Source organism: Modestobacter sp. SYSU DS0657 (assembly GCF_054050925.1).
Genome location: NZ_JBJHAG010000003.1, coordinates 245,186 through 262,764 on the forward strand (window position 1 = coordinate 245,186; position 17,579 = coordinate 262,764).

Consider the following 17,579-nt stretch of genomic DNA (forward strand, 5'->3'; position numbering starts at 1 on the left):
GCGGGCCGGCCGGCCGGGGTCAGGGCTCCACGACGACGTCCTGGCCCCGCCGGACCGCCCGGCGCACCCGCAGCCGGGCGACCTGGCCGAACCAGCGCACCAGCGTGGTGTAGCCCGGCGTGGGCCCGTGCCAGCCGAGGAATCCGCGCGGCCCGCTGACCATCTCCCCGGTGGAGGTGTCGTAGCGGGCCTGGTGCCACGGGCAGACCAGGCAGCCCTCGGCGTCGACGGTCCCCTGCGCGAGGTCGCCCAGCTGGTGCCGGCAGCGGCGCGAGACGGCGGCCAGCCGCCCGTCGGCGTTGACCACCGCCCAGGAGCCGGCGGGGCGGACGGCGCCCGGGGGCAGGTCGGCGGCGGGCACGCGATCGGGAGCGGGCACGGGGGTCCTCCTGGTCTCGGGGACTGGTCTCGGGGACTGGTCTCGGTGGGTGCCCGGCCACCTACCCACGGCAGCGACACGGGAGACCTCCGCGGGAGTGTCGGCGGACCGGGTCCCGCGGGCCCCGGAACCGTCGGAGGCCGTTGGGACGGTCACCTCCTCGGCCGTCCGACCGAGTGCAGTCCTTCCCGAGGAGGAGACATGCCCACTCGCGACACCGCCTGGCCCCCCGGCACCCCCTGCTGGGTCGACCTGGCCACCCCCGACGTCGACGCCGCCCGCGCGTTCTACGCGGCGATCCTCGACTGGACCTACCGCGACCCGGGGCCCGACTCCGGCGGCTACCTGATGTGCCTGCGGGACGGGCACGAGGCCGCCGGCCTCGGCCCCCAGCAGGACCCGGCCGACCCTCCACGGTGGACGACGTACTTCGCCACCGACGACGCCGACGCGACGGCCGCACGCGTCACGGCGGCCGGTGGGAGCGTCCTCGCCCCACCGATGGACGTCGGCCCGGCCGGCCGGATGGCGATCGCCGCCGACCCGCAGGGCAACCCGTTCGGGCTCTGGCAGGCCGGCACCACCACCGGGGTCCAGGTGTTCAACGAGCCCGGTTCGCTGGTCTGGAACGAGGTCGCCGTCGACGACCCGGGCGCGGCGCGGGAGTTCTACTCCGCGGTGTTCGGCTTCCGCTTCGACGAGATCCCCGACGCCGGCGGGTACTGCACCTTCGCGACGGGCGAGCGCCCGCTGGGCGGGCTCGGCGGGGTGGTCGAGGGCCTGCCCCGCGGGTGGAGCACCTGTTTCGCGGTCGCCGCCACCGATGAGGCGGTGCGGGCGGTCGAGTCCGGCGGGGGGAAGGTGCTCATGCCGGCGGAGGACACCCCGTACGGCCGGGTCGCGGTGCTCGCCGACCCGCAGGGCGCGGCGTTCTCGGTGATGCAGGACCTCGGCGGCTGACGGACGCACCGGTCAGGACCTGACATCCGGCACCTGTCCGACGCCGGCCGCGACCGGCAGGGTCGGGACAGGCGCCGCCGGGCGGGTCCGGCCCCGGACCGTGGCACGGCGCCGGGCCCGAGGGGAACCGGTGCGATGCGCGACCTCCTGCTGTCCACGCACGTCCTGCTGGGAGTGGGCGGGCTGCTCCTCGGCCCGGTATGGCTGGCCGCCCGGCGGTCCGGTCGCCGGGCGCGGGGAGCAGCCCGCGCCTACCAGGCCGCTGTCGCAGGGGTGGCCGTCTCGGCGGTGGCCCTGGCCGTGACGGCGCCCGGCCTGGGCTGGCTGGTGCCGGTGGCGGTCGGCACCGAGGTGCTCGCGGTCACCGGGGCGCTGGCCCGCCGCCGGAACTGGTCCGGCTGGCGCAGCTGGCAGCCGCACCTGCTCGGCGGCTCCTACATCGCGCTGGTCACCGGAGTGCTGATCGCCGAGACCGGCAACCCGGTCTTCTGGGTGCTGCCGGCGCTGGTCGGGCAGGCACCCATCGCGGTCGCCAAGCGGCGGCTGCACGCGCCGGCGGAGCCCGGCACGCCGGTCACAGCCTGATCAGCCACGATGGGGGCATGCGCCCGTCCGTGCGATCCCTGACCGTCGGCGTCCTCGGTGCGGCCGGCGTGCTGCTCGGTGCCGGGCCGGCCCTGGCCGTCGAGCCGTTCGCCCCGACCGAGCAGCTCGTCGACCAGGCCGACGTGCTCAGCCCCGCGGAGGAGGCGGAGGTCGAGTCGGCGCTGCAGGAGCTGCAGACCGCGGAGGGCACCCAGCTCTACGTCGTCTACGTCGACTCCTTCGACGGGCTGACCCGCGGCGCCTGGGCCGAGCAGGCCTTCGAGCTGGCCGGGCTGGGCACGAACGAGGCCCTGTTCGCGGTGGCCACCGAGGACAGGTTCACCAGCTTCGACGTGGGCCCCAACAGCCCAGTGACCGAGGGCGAGTTCGCCACGCTGGTCACCCGCGACGTGGAACCGGAACTGGGTGCAGGTGACTGGGCCGGGGGGGCCATCACCCTCGCCGAGGGGATCCAGTCCGGTGGTGGCAGCGCAGCAGGCGGCAGCGACGGTGATGCCGGCGGCGGTGGGGGCGCGCTCGCGGTGCTGGTGGGGATCGCCGTGATCGGCGGTGGCGGCTACGCCCTGGTGCGCAGCCGGCAGCGCAAGAAGCAGGCGGCGGCGCAGCAGCGGGCTGCGGAGGAGCGCGCCGCCGCCGAGGCGGCCGCCCGCGACCCGCACCACGGCACGCCCACCGAGCAGCTGATGTTCCGGGCCAGCGAGGAGTTGCTGGCGCTGGACGAGGCGGTGAAGACCTCCGAGCTCGACCTCGCCTACGCCCGGTCGCAGTACGGCGAGCAGCCGGTCGCCGGGTTCCAGGAGGCGCTGGACGCCTCCAAGGGAGAACTGTCCCGTGCCTTCGGCATCCGCCAGCAGCTCGACGACGACATCCCCGAGGACGAGCCCACCCAGCGCCGCATGCTCACCGAGCTGCTGCAGCTCACCGCCGCGGCGTCCGCCCGGCTCGACGACCAGGCGGAGGCCTACGCCCGGCTGCGCCACCTCGAGGAGTCCGCACCCGAGGCGCTGGCCGCGCTCCAGCCGGGGGTCGATGCGGTGCGCGCCCGGCTGCCCGAGGCCGAGCGCACGCTGCAGCAGCTGCAGCAGCGCTACGCCCGGAGCGCCTGGTCGCCGGTCGCCGACAACGTCGCCGAGGCGCAGGCGCGCGCGGAGCTCGCCGAGCAGGCGCTCGCGCACGGCCGGTCCGAGCTCGACGAGGGGCGCACGGCGGCGGCCGTGCCGGCGGTCCGCGCCGCCGAGGACGCGCTGGCGCAGGCCCGCACCCTGCTGGACTCGGTCGGCCGGGTCGCCGGCGAGCTGGCCGCCGCGGGCGACCGGTTCACCGCGGTGCGCGTGGAGACCGAGAAGGACATCGCCGAGGCGCACGCGCTGCTCGGCCGGGGTGTGGACACCCCCGGCCTGCGGGAGCAGCTGGCCCGGGCGGAGAGCGCGCTCGCCGCGGCCACCGCCCAGTGGCAGCCACGCGACGGGGCGCTGCCCGACCCGCTCGAGATCGTGCGCCAGCTCGACGAGGCCGATCTCGCGCTGGAGGCCGCCCTCGAACCGGCGCGGGACCTCCGCCAGCAGCAGCAGCGCGCGGCCGCCCACCTGCAGCAGGCGGTGCGGGCGGCGGACACCTCCATCGCGGTCGCCCAGGACTTCATCGCCACCCGCCGCGGCGCCGTCGGCAGCGTCGCCCGCACCCGGCTCGCCGAGGCCGACCGGAGTCTGGACGACGCCTCGCGCTCGGCCGCGGGCGACCCGGTCGCGGCGCTGCGATCGGCCCAGCGGGCCGACGCGCTCGCCCGGCAGGCGCTGGCCCAGGCTCAGCAGGACGTCGAGGACTACATGTCCGGCGGCTACGGGGGCGGCGGTTACGGGGGCGGCGGCTACGGCGGTGGCTACCGGCGCGGCGGGGGGTTCGGCGGCGGTATCGCCGGGGGCGTGGCCGGCGGGATGCTCGGCGGCATCCTGCTCGGGGGCCTCGGCGGCGGGTACGGCGGCGGCTTCGGCGGCGGGGGCGGGGGCGGCGGCTTCAGCGGCGGCGGCAGCTTCGGTGGTGGCGGCTTCAGCGGCGGCGGCAGCTTCTGAGCGCTCCGGTCGGCAGGCGGCCGGCGTCCAGTCGGGCGGTGGACGTGACGTGGACCTCAGGTGAACGGCCCGGGGATCACATCTCGATCACAGGTGACACCCCGCCGTCCCGGCTGGTGGGACAGGTGTGTTAGTCATGCATCTCCCATGACCACAGGCGGCCGGGGTCTGGCGCCTGTGCGCCGACCGCGCCGCCTGGACGAAGAACGAGGTGGCGGATGAACTCCGTGTCCAGGAGCGGCCGGCGTGCGCTGGTCGCGACGGCGGGCATCACGGCGACGGCGCTCGCGCTGGCGGCGTGCGGTGGCGGCAGTGACGACGGCTCCGGTGGGGGCGGCGGCGACTCGCTGATCATCGGGACCAGCGACAAGATCACCACGATCGACCCGGCCGGTTCGTACGACAACGGCTCCTTCGCCGTGATGAACCAGGTCTACCCGTTCCTGATGAACACCCCGCTGGGCAGCCCGGACGTCGAGCCGGACATCGCCGAGTCCGCGGAGTTCACCTCGCCGACGCAGTACACGGTCACCCTGAAGCCGGGCCTCACCTTCGCCAACGGCAACGAGCTGACCTCCTCCGACGTCAAGTTCTCCTTCGACCGCGTGATCGCGATCAACGACGAGAGCGGCCCGGCGTCGCTGCTGTACAACCTGGACAGCGTCGAGACCCCGGACGAGCAGACCGTGGTGTTCAACCTGAAGTCGGAGAACGACCAGGTCTTCCCGCAGATCCTGTCCAGCCCGGCCGGCCCGATCGTCGACGAGGACGTCTTCGCCGCCGACGCGCTCACCCCGGACCAGGAGATCGTCGACGGCCAGGCCTTCGCCGGCCCGTACACGATCACCGACTACGACCAGAACAACCTGGTCTCCTACGAGGCGTTCGACGGCTACGACGGCCTGCTCGGCGCCCCGCAGACCGACGAGGTCAGCGTCCGCTACTACGCCGACGCCTCGAACCTGAAGCTGGACGTGCAGGAGGGCAACATCGACGTCGCCTTCCGCAGCCTGAGCGCCACCGACGTCGAGGACCTGCGCGGCAACGACGACGTCCAGGTCGTCGACGGCCCCGGCGGCGAGATCCGCTACATCGTCTTCAACTTCAACACCCAGCCCTACGGCGCCACCACGCCGGAGGCCGACCCGGCCAAGGCGCTCGCCGTGCGCCAGGCCGTCGCCAGCCTGATCGACCGCGAGGAGCTGGCCGAGCAGGTCTACAAGGGCACCTTCACGCCGCTCTACTCCTTCGTGCCCGAGGGCCTCACCGGCGCCATCGAGCCGCTCCGGGAGAAGTACGGCGACGGCGAGGGCGGCCCGGACGCCGACGCTGCCGCGCAGCTGCTGGAGGCCGCCGGGGTGGAGACCCCGGTGCAGCTCAACCTGCAGTACTCCAACGACCACTACGGCCCGTCCTCGGGTGACGAGTACGCCCTGATCAAGGACCAGCTGGAGTCCTCCGGGCTGTTCGCCGTCGACCTGCAGACCACCGAGTGGACGCAGTACTCCGAGCAGCGCACCGCCGACGTCTACCCGGCCTACCAGCTCGGCTGGTTCCCGGACTACTCCGACGCCGACAACTACCTGACGCCGTTCTTCCAGACGGAGAACTTCCTGGGCAACCACTACTCGGACCCGCAGGTCGACGAGCTGATCATCCAGCAGGCGACCACGGCCGACCCGGCCGAGCGGCAGGCGCTGATCGAGCAGATCCAGGAGCTGGTGGCCGACGACCTGTCGACCGTGCCCTACCTGCAGGGCGCCCAGGTGGCCGTCACCGGCACCGACGTCGACGGCGCCCAGGACACCCTGGACGCGTCGTTCAAGTTCCGGTACGGCGCCCTGTCCAAGGGCTGACCACCCCGCACCACCCCCGGCCCCGGGCGCCCCGCACCTCGCGGGTCGCCCGGGGCCGGGCACGTCCGGCCGTCCCCCGACGGCCGCCTGATGGACTGAGAGCGATGACCACGACCTCCGAGCTGGCCGGGAACGCCACCGAGCCGGCCGCACCACCCGCGCGCCGCCGGCGGCGCAGCGGCGGCGGACTGGGGAGCTACCTCCTCGTCCGCTTCCTGCTGATCTTCCCGACGATCTTCATCCTGGTGACGACCGTCTTCTTCCTGATGCGCGCCACCGGCGACCCGATCACCGCCGCGCTCGGCGGCCGGCTGCCGGCCGACCAGCTGCAGGAGCGGATCCGGGAGGCCGGGTACGACCGCCCGCTGTTCACCCAGTACCTCGAGTACCTGGGCAACGTGGTCCGCGGCGACTTCGGCACCACGCTCAGCGACCGGCGCCCGGTGACCGAGGTGCTCACCACCTTCGGTGCCGCCACCCTGGAGCTGGCCTTCTACGCCCTGCTGGTCGCCTTCGTGGTGGGCATCCCGCTGGGGCAGCTCGCCGCCTACATGCGCGACCGCGCCCCCGACGCGATGCTGCGGGTCTTCGCGATCCTCTGCTACGCCACCCCGGTCTTCTTCGCCGGCCTGCTGCTCAAGCTCGTGTTCGCCGTCCAGCTGGGCTGGCTGCCGGTCGCCGGGCGGGCCTCCACCCGCACCGAGATCGAGCTGTCGCGGCTGGACGGGCAGACCGGCATCTACCTGGTCGACGCCCTCCGCACCGGCGACCCCGACGTCATCAGCGACGTGCTGCAGCACGCCGTCCTGCCGGCGGTCGCCCTCGGCCTGCTCACCGCCGGTGTCTTCCTCCGGTTGGTGCGCACCAACGTCATCGGCACGCTGGGCAGCGGGTACGTCGAGGCCGCCCGCTCGCGCGGCGTCGGGGAGTACCGGCTGTTGCGCAAGCACGCCTACCGCCCGGCGCTGATCCCGATCATCACCGTCATCGGCATGCAGATCGCCATGCTCATGGCCGGCGCGGTGCTCACCGAGACCACCTTCGAGTGGAAGGGCCTGGGCTTCCAGCTCGCGCAGTACCTGCAGGCCCGCGACTTCGTCGCCGTGCAGGGGATCGTGGCGCTGTTGGCGGTCATCGTCGCGGTCACCAACTTCGTCGTCGACGTCATCGCCGCGCTCATCGACCCCCGGGTGAGGTACTGAGATGACCACCACCACCGGGAGCACCACCGGGAGCACCGCGGTGACCGCCCCCGCCGGCCGGCGCCGCACCTGGCGGCAGCTGCCCGTCGTCCACCAGCTGCGGCAGAGCGTCGGCCTGCAGCGCGGCATGCTCGTCGCCGGGCTGGTCCTCGCCGGCGTGTTCGTGCTGACCGCGGTGTTCGCACCGCTGCTGGCGCCCTACGAGTACAGCCAGCTGCGCGACGCGCAGGGCCCCTTCGGCGCGCAGCAGTCGCCGTCGGCCGACCACTGGCTGGGCACGACGGTCGGCGGCTACGACGTGCTGTCCCGGGTGATCTGGGGCTCCCGCACGGCGCTGTACGTCATCGTCGTCGCGATCGCGCTGTCGCTGGCGCTCGGCGTGCTGCTGGGCCTGGTCTCCGGCTACTTCGGCGGCTGGCTGGACCGGGTGCTGGTGGTCATCGCCGACGCGGTGTACGCCTTCCCCCCGCTGCTGCTGGCGATCGTCGTGGCGATCGTCATCAGCGGTGGTCGGTCGAGCATGTGGAACGGCATCCTCGCCGCGGCGATCTCGATCACCGTGGTCTTCATCCCGCAGTACTTCCGGGTGGTGCGCGCGGAGACGGTGCGGATCAAGTCCGAGGCGTTCGTCGAGTCCGCCCGGGTGATCGGCGCCAGCAACCGGCGGATCATGCTGCGCCACGTGCTGCGCAACGCCACCCGCACGCTGCCGCTGATCCTGACGCTGAACGCCTCCGAGGCGATCCTCACCCTCGCCGGGCTGGGCTTCCTCGGCTTCGGCATCGAGCCGACGTCGGCCGCCGAGTGGGGCTTCGACCTCAACCGCTCGCTGTCCGACGTCACCAGCGGCATCTGGTGGACCTCGCTGTTCCCGGGCCTGGCGATCGTGCTGGTCGTGCTCGGGCTGACGCTGGTCGGGGAGAGCCTCAACGACCTGGCCGACCCCCGGCTGCGCACCCGCCGCCGGGCCGCCCAGCAGCAGCCCGAGGGGCTGGCCGAGGTGGCCGCCGTGCCCGGCGGTGCGCTGAGCGCCGGGCCGGGCGGCGTCGACGGGCTCGAGGACCAGGGACGGGGAGACCGGGCATGACCACCACCAACGCAACCGGGCTGGGCAGCGGGGACACCTCCCGGGAAGCCGTCGTGGAGATCCGCGACCTCGCCGTCTCCTTCGCCACCGACGCCGGCACGGTGGCCGCCGTGCGCGACGTGTCGCTGACGGTCGCCGCCGGCGAGGTGCTGGCCATCGTGGGGGAGAGCGGCAGCGGCAAGACGGTCACCGCCCGCACCATCCTCGGGCTGCTGCCGGAGACGGCGACCGCGCGCGGCGCGGTCGTGCTGCGCAGCCGGGACGGCGGCAGCTCGCACGACGTCGTCTCCCTCTCCGGCGGCCAGCTGCGGCAGGTCCGCGGGCAGGACGCCGCCATGGTGTTCCAGGAGCCCTCGACGGCGCTCAACCCGGTGTACCCGGTGGGCTGGCAGATCACCGAGGGCCTGCACGCGCACGGCAAGCTCAGCAAGGCCGAGGCGCGGGCCAAGGCGATCGACGTGCTGCGCCGGGTGGGCATCCCCGACCCGGAGACCCGGATCGACCACTACCCGCACCAGTTCTCCGGCGGGCAGAAGCAGCGCATCGTCATCGCCCAGGCGCTGGTGCTCGACCCCGGCGTGATCGTCGCCGACGAGCCGACCACCGCCCTGGACGTCACGGTGCAGGCGGAGATCCTCGACCTGCTGCGCCGCTGCCGCGACGACTTCGGCGCCGCGATCGTGCTGATCACCCACAACATGGGGGTGGTCGCCGACCTCGCCGACCGGGTCGCGGTCATGTACCGCGGCGAGCTGGTCGAGCAGGCCGACGTCCGCACCCTCTTCGCCGCGCCGAAGGAGCCCTACACCCAGCAGCTGCTGGCCGCCGTCCCGCGGCTGGGCAGTGGCTCGGCGAACGCGCGGGCGCGCGCCGAGCAGCGCGCGCCGGGCTGGGCCGAGACCACCCCCGTGGTCTCGGCACGGGACCTGCGGATCGTCTACCCGGGCCGGCTGCGCAAGCCGGACTTCACCGCCGTCGACGGCGTCAGCTTCGACATCCGCCCCGGCGAGGTGCTCGGGCTGGTGGGGGAGAGCGGCAGCGGCAAGACCACGATCGGGCGGGCGATCGCCGGCCTGACCAAGGTCAGCGGCGGGTCGCTGCAGGTGCTGGGCACCGAGATGAACGGGATGAGGGAGCGCACCTTCCGCCCCGTCCGCGAGCGGATCGGCTTCGTCTTCCAGGACCCGGCGACCAGCTTCAACCCGCTGCTCACCATCGCCGACGCGGTGGCCGAACCGCTGGTGGTGCACAAGCGGGCCAAGGATCCCCGCGCCGCCCGCCGGCGGGTCGACGAGCTGCTCGAGGCGGTGCAGCTGCCCAAGGCCTTCGGCGACCGGTACCCCCACGAGCTCTCCGGCGGGCAGCGGCAGCGCGCCAGCCTGGCCCGCGCGCTCGCGCTGGACCCGGAGCTGCTCATCGCCGACGAGCCGACCTCGGCCCTGGACGTCTCGGTGCAGGCCCGGGTGCTGGAGCTCTTCGCCGACCTGCAGCGGGAGCTGGGGTTCGCCGCGCTGTTCATCAGCCACGACCTCGCCGTCGTCGACCTGCTGGCCGACCGGATCGCGGTGCTCCTGCGTGGCCGGCTGGTCGAGGAGGGAACGGGCGCGGAGGTGCTCGGGGCGCCGCAGCACGCCTACACGCGTCGGCTGCTGGCCTCGCTGCCGGTGCCCGACCCCGACCAGCAGGCCGGCCGCCGCGCCGAGTGGGAGCGGCTGCGCGCCGACGCCTGAGCCAGCGGCCCGCCCAGCCGCGTGCGGTCGCTCCGGGGATCAGGTGGGCTGATCGTGCTCGCTCCTGGCTCAGCTCAGGAGGTGAGCCAGGAGGACCGGCAGTGAGCTCAGCTGATCGTGGGCGGGCGGGGGTCAGCGGGAGCGGGGGTCCTCCTCCGGCTCCCGGTCGCCCACGCCCAGTTCATCGGTGTGCGTGCGGTCGGTCAGCGGGGCGCCGGTCAGGCGGGCCGCCTGGCCCACCTCGAAGCCGGCGATCGGCACGGTGAACAGCTGCAGCACGGCCGCCACGAGCAGGACGACGACCGCGCCGGTGTCCGGCGTGCGCAGCGCCACCCCGAGCAGGACGAGGACCAGGCCCAGGCTGGCGGCCTTGGCCACGGCGTTGGTCCGGTTGTAGACGTCGGGCAGCCGGAGCAGCCCGAGGGCGGCGATCCCCACCAGCGCCACCCCGACCAGCAGGACCACGTTGCCCAGGGCGCTCACCGGGACCGCCTCGCGACCAGCCGGGCCAGCGCCACGGTGGCCAGGAAGCCGACCAGCGTGCCGACCAGGACCAGGTCGAGCAGCGCGGGCGCCCGCATCCGCACGGAGAGGACGGCGACCGCGCACAGCGTCACCGCGAAGCCGAAGTCGACCGCGAGGACCCGGTCGGCGTCGGTCGGCCCGAGGACGATCCGCCCCACGGCCGCCAGCAGGGACAGCGCGAGCACCGCCAGCGCCGCGTCCAGCACCATCAGCTCTCCTCCCGATCCGGAGCGGCGTCCGGCCCGGAGGCCCGGTCGGGCACCTGCCCGCTGCGCCGCCAGGCGGCCAGCATCCGGTCCTCCAGTTGGTACAGCTCGGCCCGGGTCGCGGCCACGTCCGGGACGTGCATCTTGTGCACGGCCACCTCGACACCGCCTCCGGAGGACCGCCGGTCCGTCGAGGCGATCACCAGCGTGCCGGGGGTCAGCCCGACCAGGGCGATGAAGGACGCGACCTCCAGGTCGGTCCGCCCCGCCAGGTTCAGCCGGAGGACGGCGGGGGTCACGCCGGTCCCCGGAGTGACGATCTCCCGGGCCACCTGCAGGTTGGCGCGGAGGAAGCGCCCGGCGTAGTGCACGGCGAAGGCGGCCAGCCGGCCCGCGTGCCGCAGGGTGCGCACGACCTCGTTCACCGCCCGGTCACCGCCGCCACCCAGCCGCCGGGGTCGACCAGGCCCGCGGCGGCCGCCTCCGCGGCGTGCAGCAGAGGCTCCGCCCAGACGCCCAGCACCAGCGCGCCCGCGGCCAGCAGCAGCGGCGGTCCGACGAGGGCAGCCCGTGCGCCGCGCCCCGGACGGGTCCGGGTGGTCCTGCTGCCCGGACCGTCCCCGGCCCGTTCGGGACCGTCGACCCGTTCCGGCGGACCGTCCTCGGCCGGGGCCCAGAAGACGCCGTTCCACACCTTCAGCATCGACACCAGGGTGATCAGGCTGACCGCGAGCAGCGCTGCCAGCACCCACCAGGCGCCCTCGGCCGCCGTGGCGGTGGCCAGCTGCAGCTTGCCGACGAACCCGGACGTCGGCGGGATGCCCACGAGGGCGAGCGCCGAGCCACCGAACGCGACCGCGAGCAGCCGCTCACGGTGCACCAGCCCGCCGAGGTGGTGCAGGGAGTCGGTGCCGTACCGGGTCCGGAGCGCGCCGCCCACCATGAACAGCGCGGCCTTCACCAGGACGTACTGGACGAGGAAGAACAGCGCCGCGGTGAACCCGGCGAGCGTCGCGAGCCCCAGCCCCACCACCACGTAGCCGATCTGGCTGACCATGTGCGAGATCAGCACCCGCCGCACGCTGCTCTCCCCGACCGCGGCGAGCACCCCGACCACCATGGTCAGGACGGCGGCGGTCAGCAGCAGCCAGCGCAGGTCCGGGTCGAGGTCGAACAGCACGGCGTAGAGCCGGAACAGCACGTACAGCCCGACCTTGGTGAGCAGCCCGGAGAACAGCACGGTCACCGCCGGCCCGGTCACCGCGTAGGAGCCGGGCACCCAGCTGTGGAACGGCACGACCGCCGACTTCACCGCCATCGCGAGCATCGCCACCCCGGCGGCGAGCGCGGCCGGGGTGCCGGCCGCGGCCACCCCGGCGAGCTCTCCGAGCTGCACGGTGCCGGCCACCCCGTAGAGCAGGCCGGTGCCGGCCAGGAACATCGTCGAGGCGAGCAGGTTCACCGTGACGTAGAGCCGGCTGCCGGCCACCCGCTGCCGATCCCGGCCCAGCGCCACCAGCACGTAGCTGGGGACGAGCATCACCTCGACGAAGACGAACAGGTTGAACAGGTCGGCGGTGAGCAGCACGCCGGAGACGCCGGCGGACATGACCAGCACCAGCGGCACCGTCAGCGGTGCGTCGTCCTCACCGGTGCCGATCGCGTACACCAGGCCGAGCAGGACGACGACCGAGGTCAGGAGCAGCACGAGGGCGCTGAGCGCATCGGCGGCGACGAAGGTGATCGCGATGACCGACGGCCACCCGGCGACGCGCAGCACCGGGACGTCGCCGTCGAGCGCGCCGGCCAGCAGCACCGCAGCGACCACCACCACCGCGGCCGCCACCGCGAGCCCCACCGCGCGGTCGACCGGGGAGGGCCCCGGCCGGCGCCGGCCCAGCAGGAGCAGCAGGCCGGCGGCGAGGAGGGGCCCGAGGACCGGGGCGGCCAGCAGCGCGCTCACCGGGGGCCGTCCGCGTCGTCGCCGGCCACGTCCGGAGCGGGGTCGTCGGCCGGGTCGGGGGCGACGTCGACCGGGACGCCCGCCTCCGCGGTGCTGCGGTCGGCCGACGTGCCGTCGTCCTCCGGCTGCACCCGGCCGGCCCGGGCCAGGCCGAGCAGGTAGACGGTGATGGCGAAGGTGATCACGATCGCGGTCAGCACGAACGCCTGCGGCAGCGGGTCCGCCGCCGGCTCGTCACCGCCCTGGCCGGCGAACGGCAGCCCGCGCCGGTGGGGGCCGCCGGCGGAGACCAGCAGCAGGTTCACCGCATGACCGAGCAGCACGAAGCCCACCACCACCCGGAGCAGGGTGCGCTGCAGCACCAGGTACACCCCGGCGGCCGTCAGCAGCCCGACCGCCACCGCGGCGGTCACCGGGCGCCCCCGGCGACCGTGACCTCGGCGCCGGTGGCGGGTGTGCGGCCCCCGTCGTCGCCGGACGCCCGGTCGGCGAGCGTGTCGACGGTGGCGGTGACCAACCCGACGACCAGCAGGTACACACCCGCGTCGAAGACCAGCGAGGAGCCGACGCCCAGCGCGTACAGGCCCGGCACCTGGAACGGCTGCAGCGGCGGGTCACCCCACAGCAGCGGCAGCAGGGCCACGCCGAGCAGCACGACCACCCCGGCCCCGACCAGCGGTCGGGCCCGCAGCGCGCGCCCCAGCCGCTGGTACGGGCCGAGCACGAGCCGCTGGAGCGTCACCGCGACGCCGGCCACCAGGGCGGCGATGAAGCCGCCGCCGGGGGCGTCGTGCCCGCGCCAGAGCAGGAACGCCGAGAGGGCCAGCATGCCGGGCACCAGCAGCCGGGTGCTGACCCGCAGCACGACGTCCTCGGTGGGGGTGCCGGTGCCGGCGATGGAGTCCCGGGCCCCGGTGGCCGGCGGGCGCGCGGTGCCGGCCCGGGCGCGCAGCACCAGCAGCCCGAGCGCGGCCACGCCCACGACCAGGGACTCCAGGAGCGTGTCCAGCCCGCGGAAGTCGACCAGGACGGTGTTCACCACGTTCTCCCCGCTGGTGAGCTCCTCGCCCCGGGTCAGGAAGAACTCCCCCGCGGGGGAGAGGTCGCGGCGGCCGGTCAACGCGGCGGTGGCCCCGGCACCGGCCAGCCCCACCCCGACGGCGAGCGCCGCGGCCGGCCAGCGGCGCGCCGGGCCGCTCCGGGGGAGCCCGACCGGGGTGCCGCGCAGGACGAGCACCAGCACCACGGCGGTGAGCACCTCCACCAGCAGCAGGGTGATCGCCACGTCGACGGCGCCGGCGAGCACGAACCACACCGAGACGAGCAGACCGACCAGGCCGACCAGGCCGATCAGCACCAGGGCCGACCCGGTGGCGACCGCCCCGGCCAGCGCCAGGGCCAGCAGCACCAGCAGCGGCCACTCCACCGGCTCCGAGCTGCCGGCCCGCGGGGGCAGCTCGCCGAGGGCGGCGACACCCACCCCCGCCAGCACGAGCAGCCCGAGCACCGGGCGGGCCAGGTGGGCGGCGAGGACGGGCACCCGGTCGGGGCGGCCGACGGCGGTGCCCGCGGCGAGCAGCCCGGCATGGGCGCGCTCGAACAGCTCGCTGCCGTCGGGCAGCCGCATCCGCTGCAGCACCCGGTCCACGGCGCCCCGCCGCCAGAACATCAGCAGCCCCGCCGTGAGGGTGACCGCGGACATGCCCAGCTCGGGCGTGAACCCGTGCCACAGGTAGACCTCCGGGGGGTCCCCGTCGGGCAGGGCGGCGCCGGTGGCGGCGTCCACCAGCGGGTCCAGCAGCGCGACGGCCGGGCCGAGCAGCAGGCCGGCGACGGCGGCCACCGCAGCCGGGGCCAGGAAGGCCGGCGCCGGTTCGTGCAGGTCCGGCGGTTCGGTGGCGCCCCCGCCGAACGCGCCGTACACGATGCGCGCGCTGTAGGCCACGGTGAACGCCGAGGCGAGCACCGCCGCGGACGCGGCGACCGGACCGGCCCAGGGCGCCAGCTCGGTGTCGAGGAAGGCGGCGAACAGGTACTCCTTGCTGGCGAACCCCAGCAGTGGCGGCACCCCGGCCAGCGACAGCGCCGCCAGACCGGTGAAGGCCGCCGTCCAGGGCATCACCCGGCGCAGCCCGGACAGCTCGCGCACGTCGCGGCGGCCGGTCTCCTCGTCGATGATCCCGACCAGCATGAACAGGGTGGCCTTGAACAGCGCGTGCGCCATCGTGTGCAGCAGCGCCGCGGCGAGCGCCTCGGCGGTGCCCACGCCGATCGCCGCCACCAGCAGGCCCAGCTGGCTGACCGTCGACTGGGCCAGCACCGCCTTGAGGTCGTGCTCGCGCAACGCCATCACCGCCCCGACCACCGCGGTGGTCAGGCCGACCACGATCAGGGTCGCCTGCCAGGCCGGCTCGTCGGCGTACAGCGGGCTGAACCGGATCAGCAGGTAGATGCCCGCCTTCACCATGGTCGCCGCGTGCAGGTAGGCGCTCACCGGCGTCATCGCGACCATCGCTCCGGGCAGCCAGAAGTGCACCGGCAGCTGGGCCGACTTGGTGAACGCGGCGACCGCCAGCAGCACCCCGACGGGCAGCGCCACCGGGGAGTCGAGCACCACGGCGGGATCGGCGAGGACGGCGGACAGCCGGGTGGTGCCCGCGGTCACCGAGACCAGCACCACGGCGGCCAGCAGCGCCAGCCCTCCGGCGACGGTGACGAGCAGGGCCTGCCGGGCGGCCCGGGTCGCCGGCGTGCCCGCGGTGGAGACGAGGGCGAACGAGCAGAGGGTGGTCAGCTCCCAGCAGAGGTACAGCACCACCATGTCGTCGGCCAGCACCAGCCCGACCATCGCGGCGGCGAAGAAGGTCAGCAGCGGGTAGAGCGGCCCGTGGGCGTCCTCCTCGTCGATGTAGTGCGGGCAGTAGGCCAGCACGAGGGCGCCGACGCCGAGCGCGATCAGGCTGAAGACGAGCGAGACGCCGTCCAGCCGCAGGGTGAGCGAGACGCCCAGGCTGGGCAGCCACTCCGTCGACCACTCGACCACCGAGCCGGCCAGCACCGCCCGGGTGTGGGTGAGCAGCACCCCGCCGACCAGCAGGAACCCGACAGCCAGCACGTACCCGGTGGCGCGCCCCAGCCGGCGGGCGAGCAGGGGGGCGAGCGCGGACAGGGCGAGCAGCAGCCCGAGGGCGACGAGCAGGCTCACCGGGCGGCTCCAGGGGTCGCGAACGGGACTGCCGACCAGGCTTCCCGGCACACCTCGTCCGAATCTAGGGGCTGCGGCCGGGCAGGGCAGGTCGTGAGCCGGTCGCAGGGCTGCGCGCGGTCGGGCGCGAGGCGCTCGAGATCGGCGACGTTCCGGAACGCAGGCGTCTTGCGCCGGCGGACTTTCGGGGGCAGAGTGTGACCGCTCCCACACTTGATGCTTATCCCCGTGCGACCGGAGTGGGAGCGCTCCCACGGTGCTCGCCGTGGGTCCTCCGACGACAGGACGACGATGTTCTCGACTCCCCGCCGCCGACGTGCGGCGCTGCTGGCCGTCTCCGCGGTGATCGCGGTCGGCCCGCTCGCGGTGGCCGGTCCGGCCGCCGCGGCCCCGCCGGCCGGCTCCGGCCCGGTGGCCACGGCGCCGGCCCCGGCCCCGCCGCTGGCCCCCGGCACCCGCTTCACCACCCCGGTGCCCGACCCGGGCGCCGTCCGGCAGACCGTCGACCTGGTGGAGCAGCACCGCTTCGCCGACGCCGAGCTCATCGCACGCGAGGCCGCCACCCCGCAGGCCACCTGGTTCACCGACGGCACCCCGAAGGAGGTGCGGCACGAGGTGCGCCGCGCGGTGACGCTGGCCACCGCGACGAAGACCGTGCCCACCTTCGTCGTCTACAACGTCCCCGGCCGCGACTGCTCCCAGTACTCCTCGGGCGGGGCGGCCGACGACGCGGCCTACCGCGCCTGGGTCGACGGCTTCGCCGCCGGGCTGCGCAAGGGGCAGCAGATCACCGTCGTCATCGAGCCCGACGGGCTGGCGCTGATGCCCGGTGACTGCCCGCCCGGCACGTACCCGGAGGGCACCGCGCCCACCGACGAGGGCCGGCTGGCCGACATCACCTACGCCGCCGCGGCGATCGAGCGGGCGAACCCGGCAGCGCTGGTCTACCTGGACGCCGGCCACGTCGGCTGGCACGCGGTCGGCGACATCGCCGAGCGGCTGGCGGCGGCCGACGTCGGGCAGTTCCAGGGCTTCGCGCTCAACGTCTCCAACTACCAGTACACGGCCAACCTGCAGCAGTACGGCACCTGGATCTCCTCCTGCCTGACGCTGATCACCGTCGCCGCGCTCCCGTCGGGGGAGTGCGGCAGCCAGTACTGGAGCGGCGGGCCGGCCAACGACTTCCAGGGCGTGGCGCTGGACCCGATGCAGCAGTGGAGCGACACCGCGGCCGACCCGGTGGCCAACACCGCGGGGGTGAACAGCCGCTACGCCCAGCAGCTCGGCGAGCTCGATCCGACCGCCCGCTTCGTCGTCGACACCAGCCGCAACGGCCAGGGCCCGTGGGAGCCGGACACCGCCTACCCGGACCCGCAGACCTGGTGCAACCCGCCGGCCCGGGGCCTCGGGCCACGGCCGGAGGCGCAGCCGGCCGCGGAGTTCCCGCTGCTGGACGCCCACCTGTGGGTCAAGACGCCGGGCCAGTCCGACGGGCAGTGCAACCGCGGCATCGCCGGGTCGACCACCGACCCGGAGTGGGGCGGCATCGTCGATCCCGCCGCCGGGGCCTGGTTCCCGGAGCAGGCGCTGGAGCTGGCGCAGCTGGCGGTCCCGCCGCTGCGCTGAGCAGGTCCCCGGCCGCCCCGCCCCTGGCGCGGGGCGGCCGGCTCCCGCGGGCACGATCGTGGGCTGCCCCCTCCGGGGGGGCCGGCCCCCCCCCCCGCGGAACCCCCGGCCCCCCGCGACGGCCGGCCCGGGGTGGCGGGCGCGCCGGGGGTCGGCCCCCGCGGG

15 protein-coding genes are annotated in these 17,579 nt (G+C 74.9%); 8 read left to right on the forward strand and 7 right to left on the reverse strand.

The window, feature by feature from the left end:
• Positions 1 to 19 precede the first annotated feature (19 nt).
• Positions 20 to 379, reverse strand: a complete 360-nt coding sequence (locus tag ACI79A_RS03960) for a Rieske (2Fe-2S) protein (protein ID WP_457080157.1) — start codon at positions 377 to 379, stop codon at positions 20 to 22.
• A gap of 201 nt (positions 380 to 580) precedes the next feature.
• On the opposite strand from ACI79A_RS03960, the gene ACI79A_RS03965 reads away from it, so the two are divergent.
• From ACI79A_RS03965 to ACI79A_RS03995, 7 genes are all read left to right on the forward strand, one after another.
• Positions 581 to 1,339, forward strand: a complete 759-nt coding sequence (locus ACI79A_RS03965; protein WP_457080159.1) for a VOC family protein — start codon at positions 581 to 583, stop codon at positions 1,337 to 1,339.
• Between the two features lie 135 nt (positions 1,340 to 1,474).
• Positions 1,475 to 1,924 (forward strand): hypothetical protein, encoded by a 450-nt coding sequence (locus ACI79A_RS03970; RefSeq protein WP_457080161.1) that lies wholly within the window; start codon positions 1,475 to 1,477, stop codon positions 1,922 to 1,924.
• A 17-nt stretch (positions 1,925 to 1,941) separates the two neighbouring features.
• Positions 1,942 to 4,014: a TPM domain-containing protein gene (locus ACI79A_RS03975; protein ID WP_457080163.1), complete on the forward strand. Its 2,073-nt coding sequence runs from the start codon at positions 1,942 to 1,944 to the stop codon at positions 4,012 to 4,014.
• A gap of 218 nt (positions 4,015 to 4,232) precedes the next feature.
• Entirely contained in the window at positions 4,233 to 5,870 is a 1,638-nt protein-coding gene (locus ACI79A_RS03980; protein WP_457080165.1) for an ABC transporter substrate-binding protein, read from the forward strand.
• A gap of 104 nt (positions 5,871 to 5,974) precedes the next feature.
• On the forward strand, positions 5,975 to 7,072 hold the full coding sequence (locus ACI79A_RS03985; protein ID WP_457080168.1) for an ABC transporter permease: 1,098 nt from the start codon (positions 5,975 to 5,977) through the stop codon (positions 7,070 to 7,072).
• Position 7,073: 1 nt separating this feature from the next.
• On the forward strand, positions 7,074 to 8,159 hold the full coding sequence (locus ACI79A_RS03990; RefSeq protein ID WP_457080170.1) for an ABC transporter permease: 1,086 nt from the start codon (positions 7,074 to 7,076) through the stop codon (positions 8,157 to 8,159).
• Positions 8,156 to 9,889, forward strand: a complete 1,734-nt coding sequence (locus ACI79A_RS03995) for a dipeptide ABC transporter ATP-binding protein (protein WP_457080172.1) — start codon at positions 8,156 to 8,158, stop codon at positions 9,887 to 9,889. Before ACI79A_RS03990 ends, ACI79A_RS03995 begins: the two co-directional genes overlap by 4 nt.
• A gap of 132 nt (positions 9,890 to 10,021) precedes the next feature.
• On the opposite strand, the gene mnhG is transcribed toward ACI79A_RS03995, so the two are convergent.
• The 6 genes from mnhG to mbhE are packed head-to-tail and all read right to left on the reverse strand — an operon-like array spanning position 10,022 to position 15,788.
• On the reverse strand, positions 10,022 to 10,372 hold the full coding sequence (mnhG, locus tag ACI79A_RS04000; RefSeq protein ID WP_457080174.1) for a monovalent cation/H(+) antiporter subunit G: 351 nt from the start codon (positions 10,370 to 10,372) through the stop codon (positions 10,022 to 10,024).
• The gene (locus ACI79A_RS04005; RefSeq protein ID WP_457080176.1) at positions 10,369 to 10,623 is read right to left on the reverse strand and encodes a monovalent cation/H+ antiporter complex subunit F; all 255 of its coding nucleotides are present in this window, start codon (positions 10,621 to 10,623) and stop codon (positions 10,369 to 10,371) included. The genes mnhG and ACI79A_RS04005 overlap by 4 nt, the downstream gene beginning before the upstream one ends.
• Positions 10,623 to 11,045, reverse strand: a complete 423-nt coding sequence (locus ACI79A_RS04010; RefSeq protein ID WP_457080178.1) for a Na+/H+ antiporter subunit E — start codon at positions 11,043 to 11,045, stop codon at positions 10,623 to 10,625. The genes ACI79A_RS04005 and ACI79A_RS04010 overlap by 1 nt, the downstream gene beginning before the upstream one ends.
• Positions 11,042 to 12,583, reverse strand: coding sequence for a proton-conducting transporter transmembrane domain-containing protein (locus ACI79A_RS04015; RefSeq protein WP_457080180.1), 1,542 nt, complete (start codon positions 12,581 to 12,583; stop codon positions 11,042 to 11,044). The genes ACI79A_RS04010 and ACI79A_RS04015 overlap by 4 nt, the downstream gene beginning before the upstream one ends.
• A complete protein-coding gene (locus ACI79A_RS04020) occupies positions 12,580 to 12,996 on the reverse strand; it encodes a sodium:proton antiporter (protein WP_457080182.1) in 417 nt (138 codons plus the stop codon). Before ACI79A_RS04020 ends, ACI79A_RS04015 begins: the two co-directional genes overlap by 4 nt.
• Positions 12,993 to 15,788 (reverse strand): hydrogen gas-evolving membrane-bound hydrogenase subunit E, encoded by a 2,796-nt coding sequence (mbhE, locus tag ACI79A_RS04025; protein ID WP_457080184.1) that lies wholly within the window; start codon positions 15,786 to 15,788, stop codon positions 12,993 to 12,995. Before mbhE ends, ACI79A_RS04020 begins: the two co-directional genes overlap by 4 nt.
• 291 nt (positions 15,789 to 16,079) lie before the next feature.
• On the opposite strand from mbhE, the gene ACI79A_RS04030 reads away from it, so the two are divergent.
• Positions 16,080 to 17,414 (forward strand): glycoside hydrolase family 6 protein, encoded by a 1,335-nt coding sequence (locus ACI79A_RS04030; protein WP_457080186.1) that lies wholly within the window; start codon positions 16,080 to 16,082, stop codon positions 17,412 to 17,414.
• Positions 17,415 to 17,579: the final 165 nt, after the last annotated feature.

Excerpts from the sequence above, each read along its gene's own strand:
- ACI79A_RS03995 (WP_457080172.1), top strand. The coding sequence starts at position 8,156 with ATGACCACCACCAACGCAACCGGGCTGGGCAGCGGGGACACCTCCCGG.
- ACI79A_RS03985 (WP_457080168.1), top strand. The coding sequence starts at position 5,975 with ATGACCACGACCTCCGAGCTGGCCGGGAACGCCACCGAGCCGGCCGCA.
- ACI79A_RS03990 (WP_457080170.1), top strand. The coding sequence starts at position 7,074 with ATGACCACCACCACCGGGAGCACCACCGGGAGCACCGCGGTGACCGCC.
- ACI79A_RS04005 (WP_457080176.1), bottom strand. The coding sequence starts at position 10,623 with ATGGTGCTGGACGCGGCGCTGGCGGTGCTCGCGCTGTCCCTGCTGGCG.
- ACI79A_RS03965 (WP_457080159.1), top strand. The coding sequence starts at position 581 with ATGCCCACTCGCGACACCGCCTGGCCCCCCGGCACCCCCTGCTGGGTC.
- ACI79A_RS03975 (WP_457080163.1), top strand. The coding sequence starts at position 1,942 with ATGCGCCCGTCCGTGCGATCCCTGACCGTCGGCGTCCTCGGTGCGGCC.
- ACI79A_RS03970 (WP_457080161.1), top strand. The coding sequence starts at position 1,475 with ATGCGCGACCTCCTGCTGTCCACGCACGTCCTGCTGGGAGTGGGCGGG.
- ACI79A_RS03980 (WP_457080165.1), top strand. The coding sequence starts at position 4,233 with ATGAACTCCGTGTCCAGGAGCGGCCGGCGTGCGCTGGTCGCGACGGCG.
- ACI79A_RS04030 (WP_457080186.1), top strand. The coding sequence starts at position 16,080 with ATGTTCTCGACTCCCCGCCGCCGACGTGCGGCGCTGCTGGCCGTCTCC.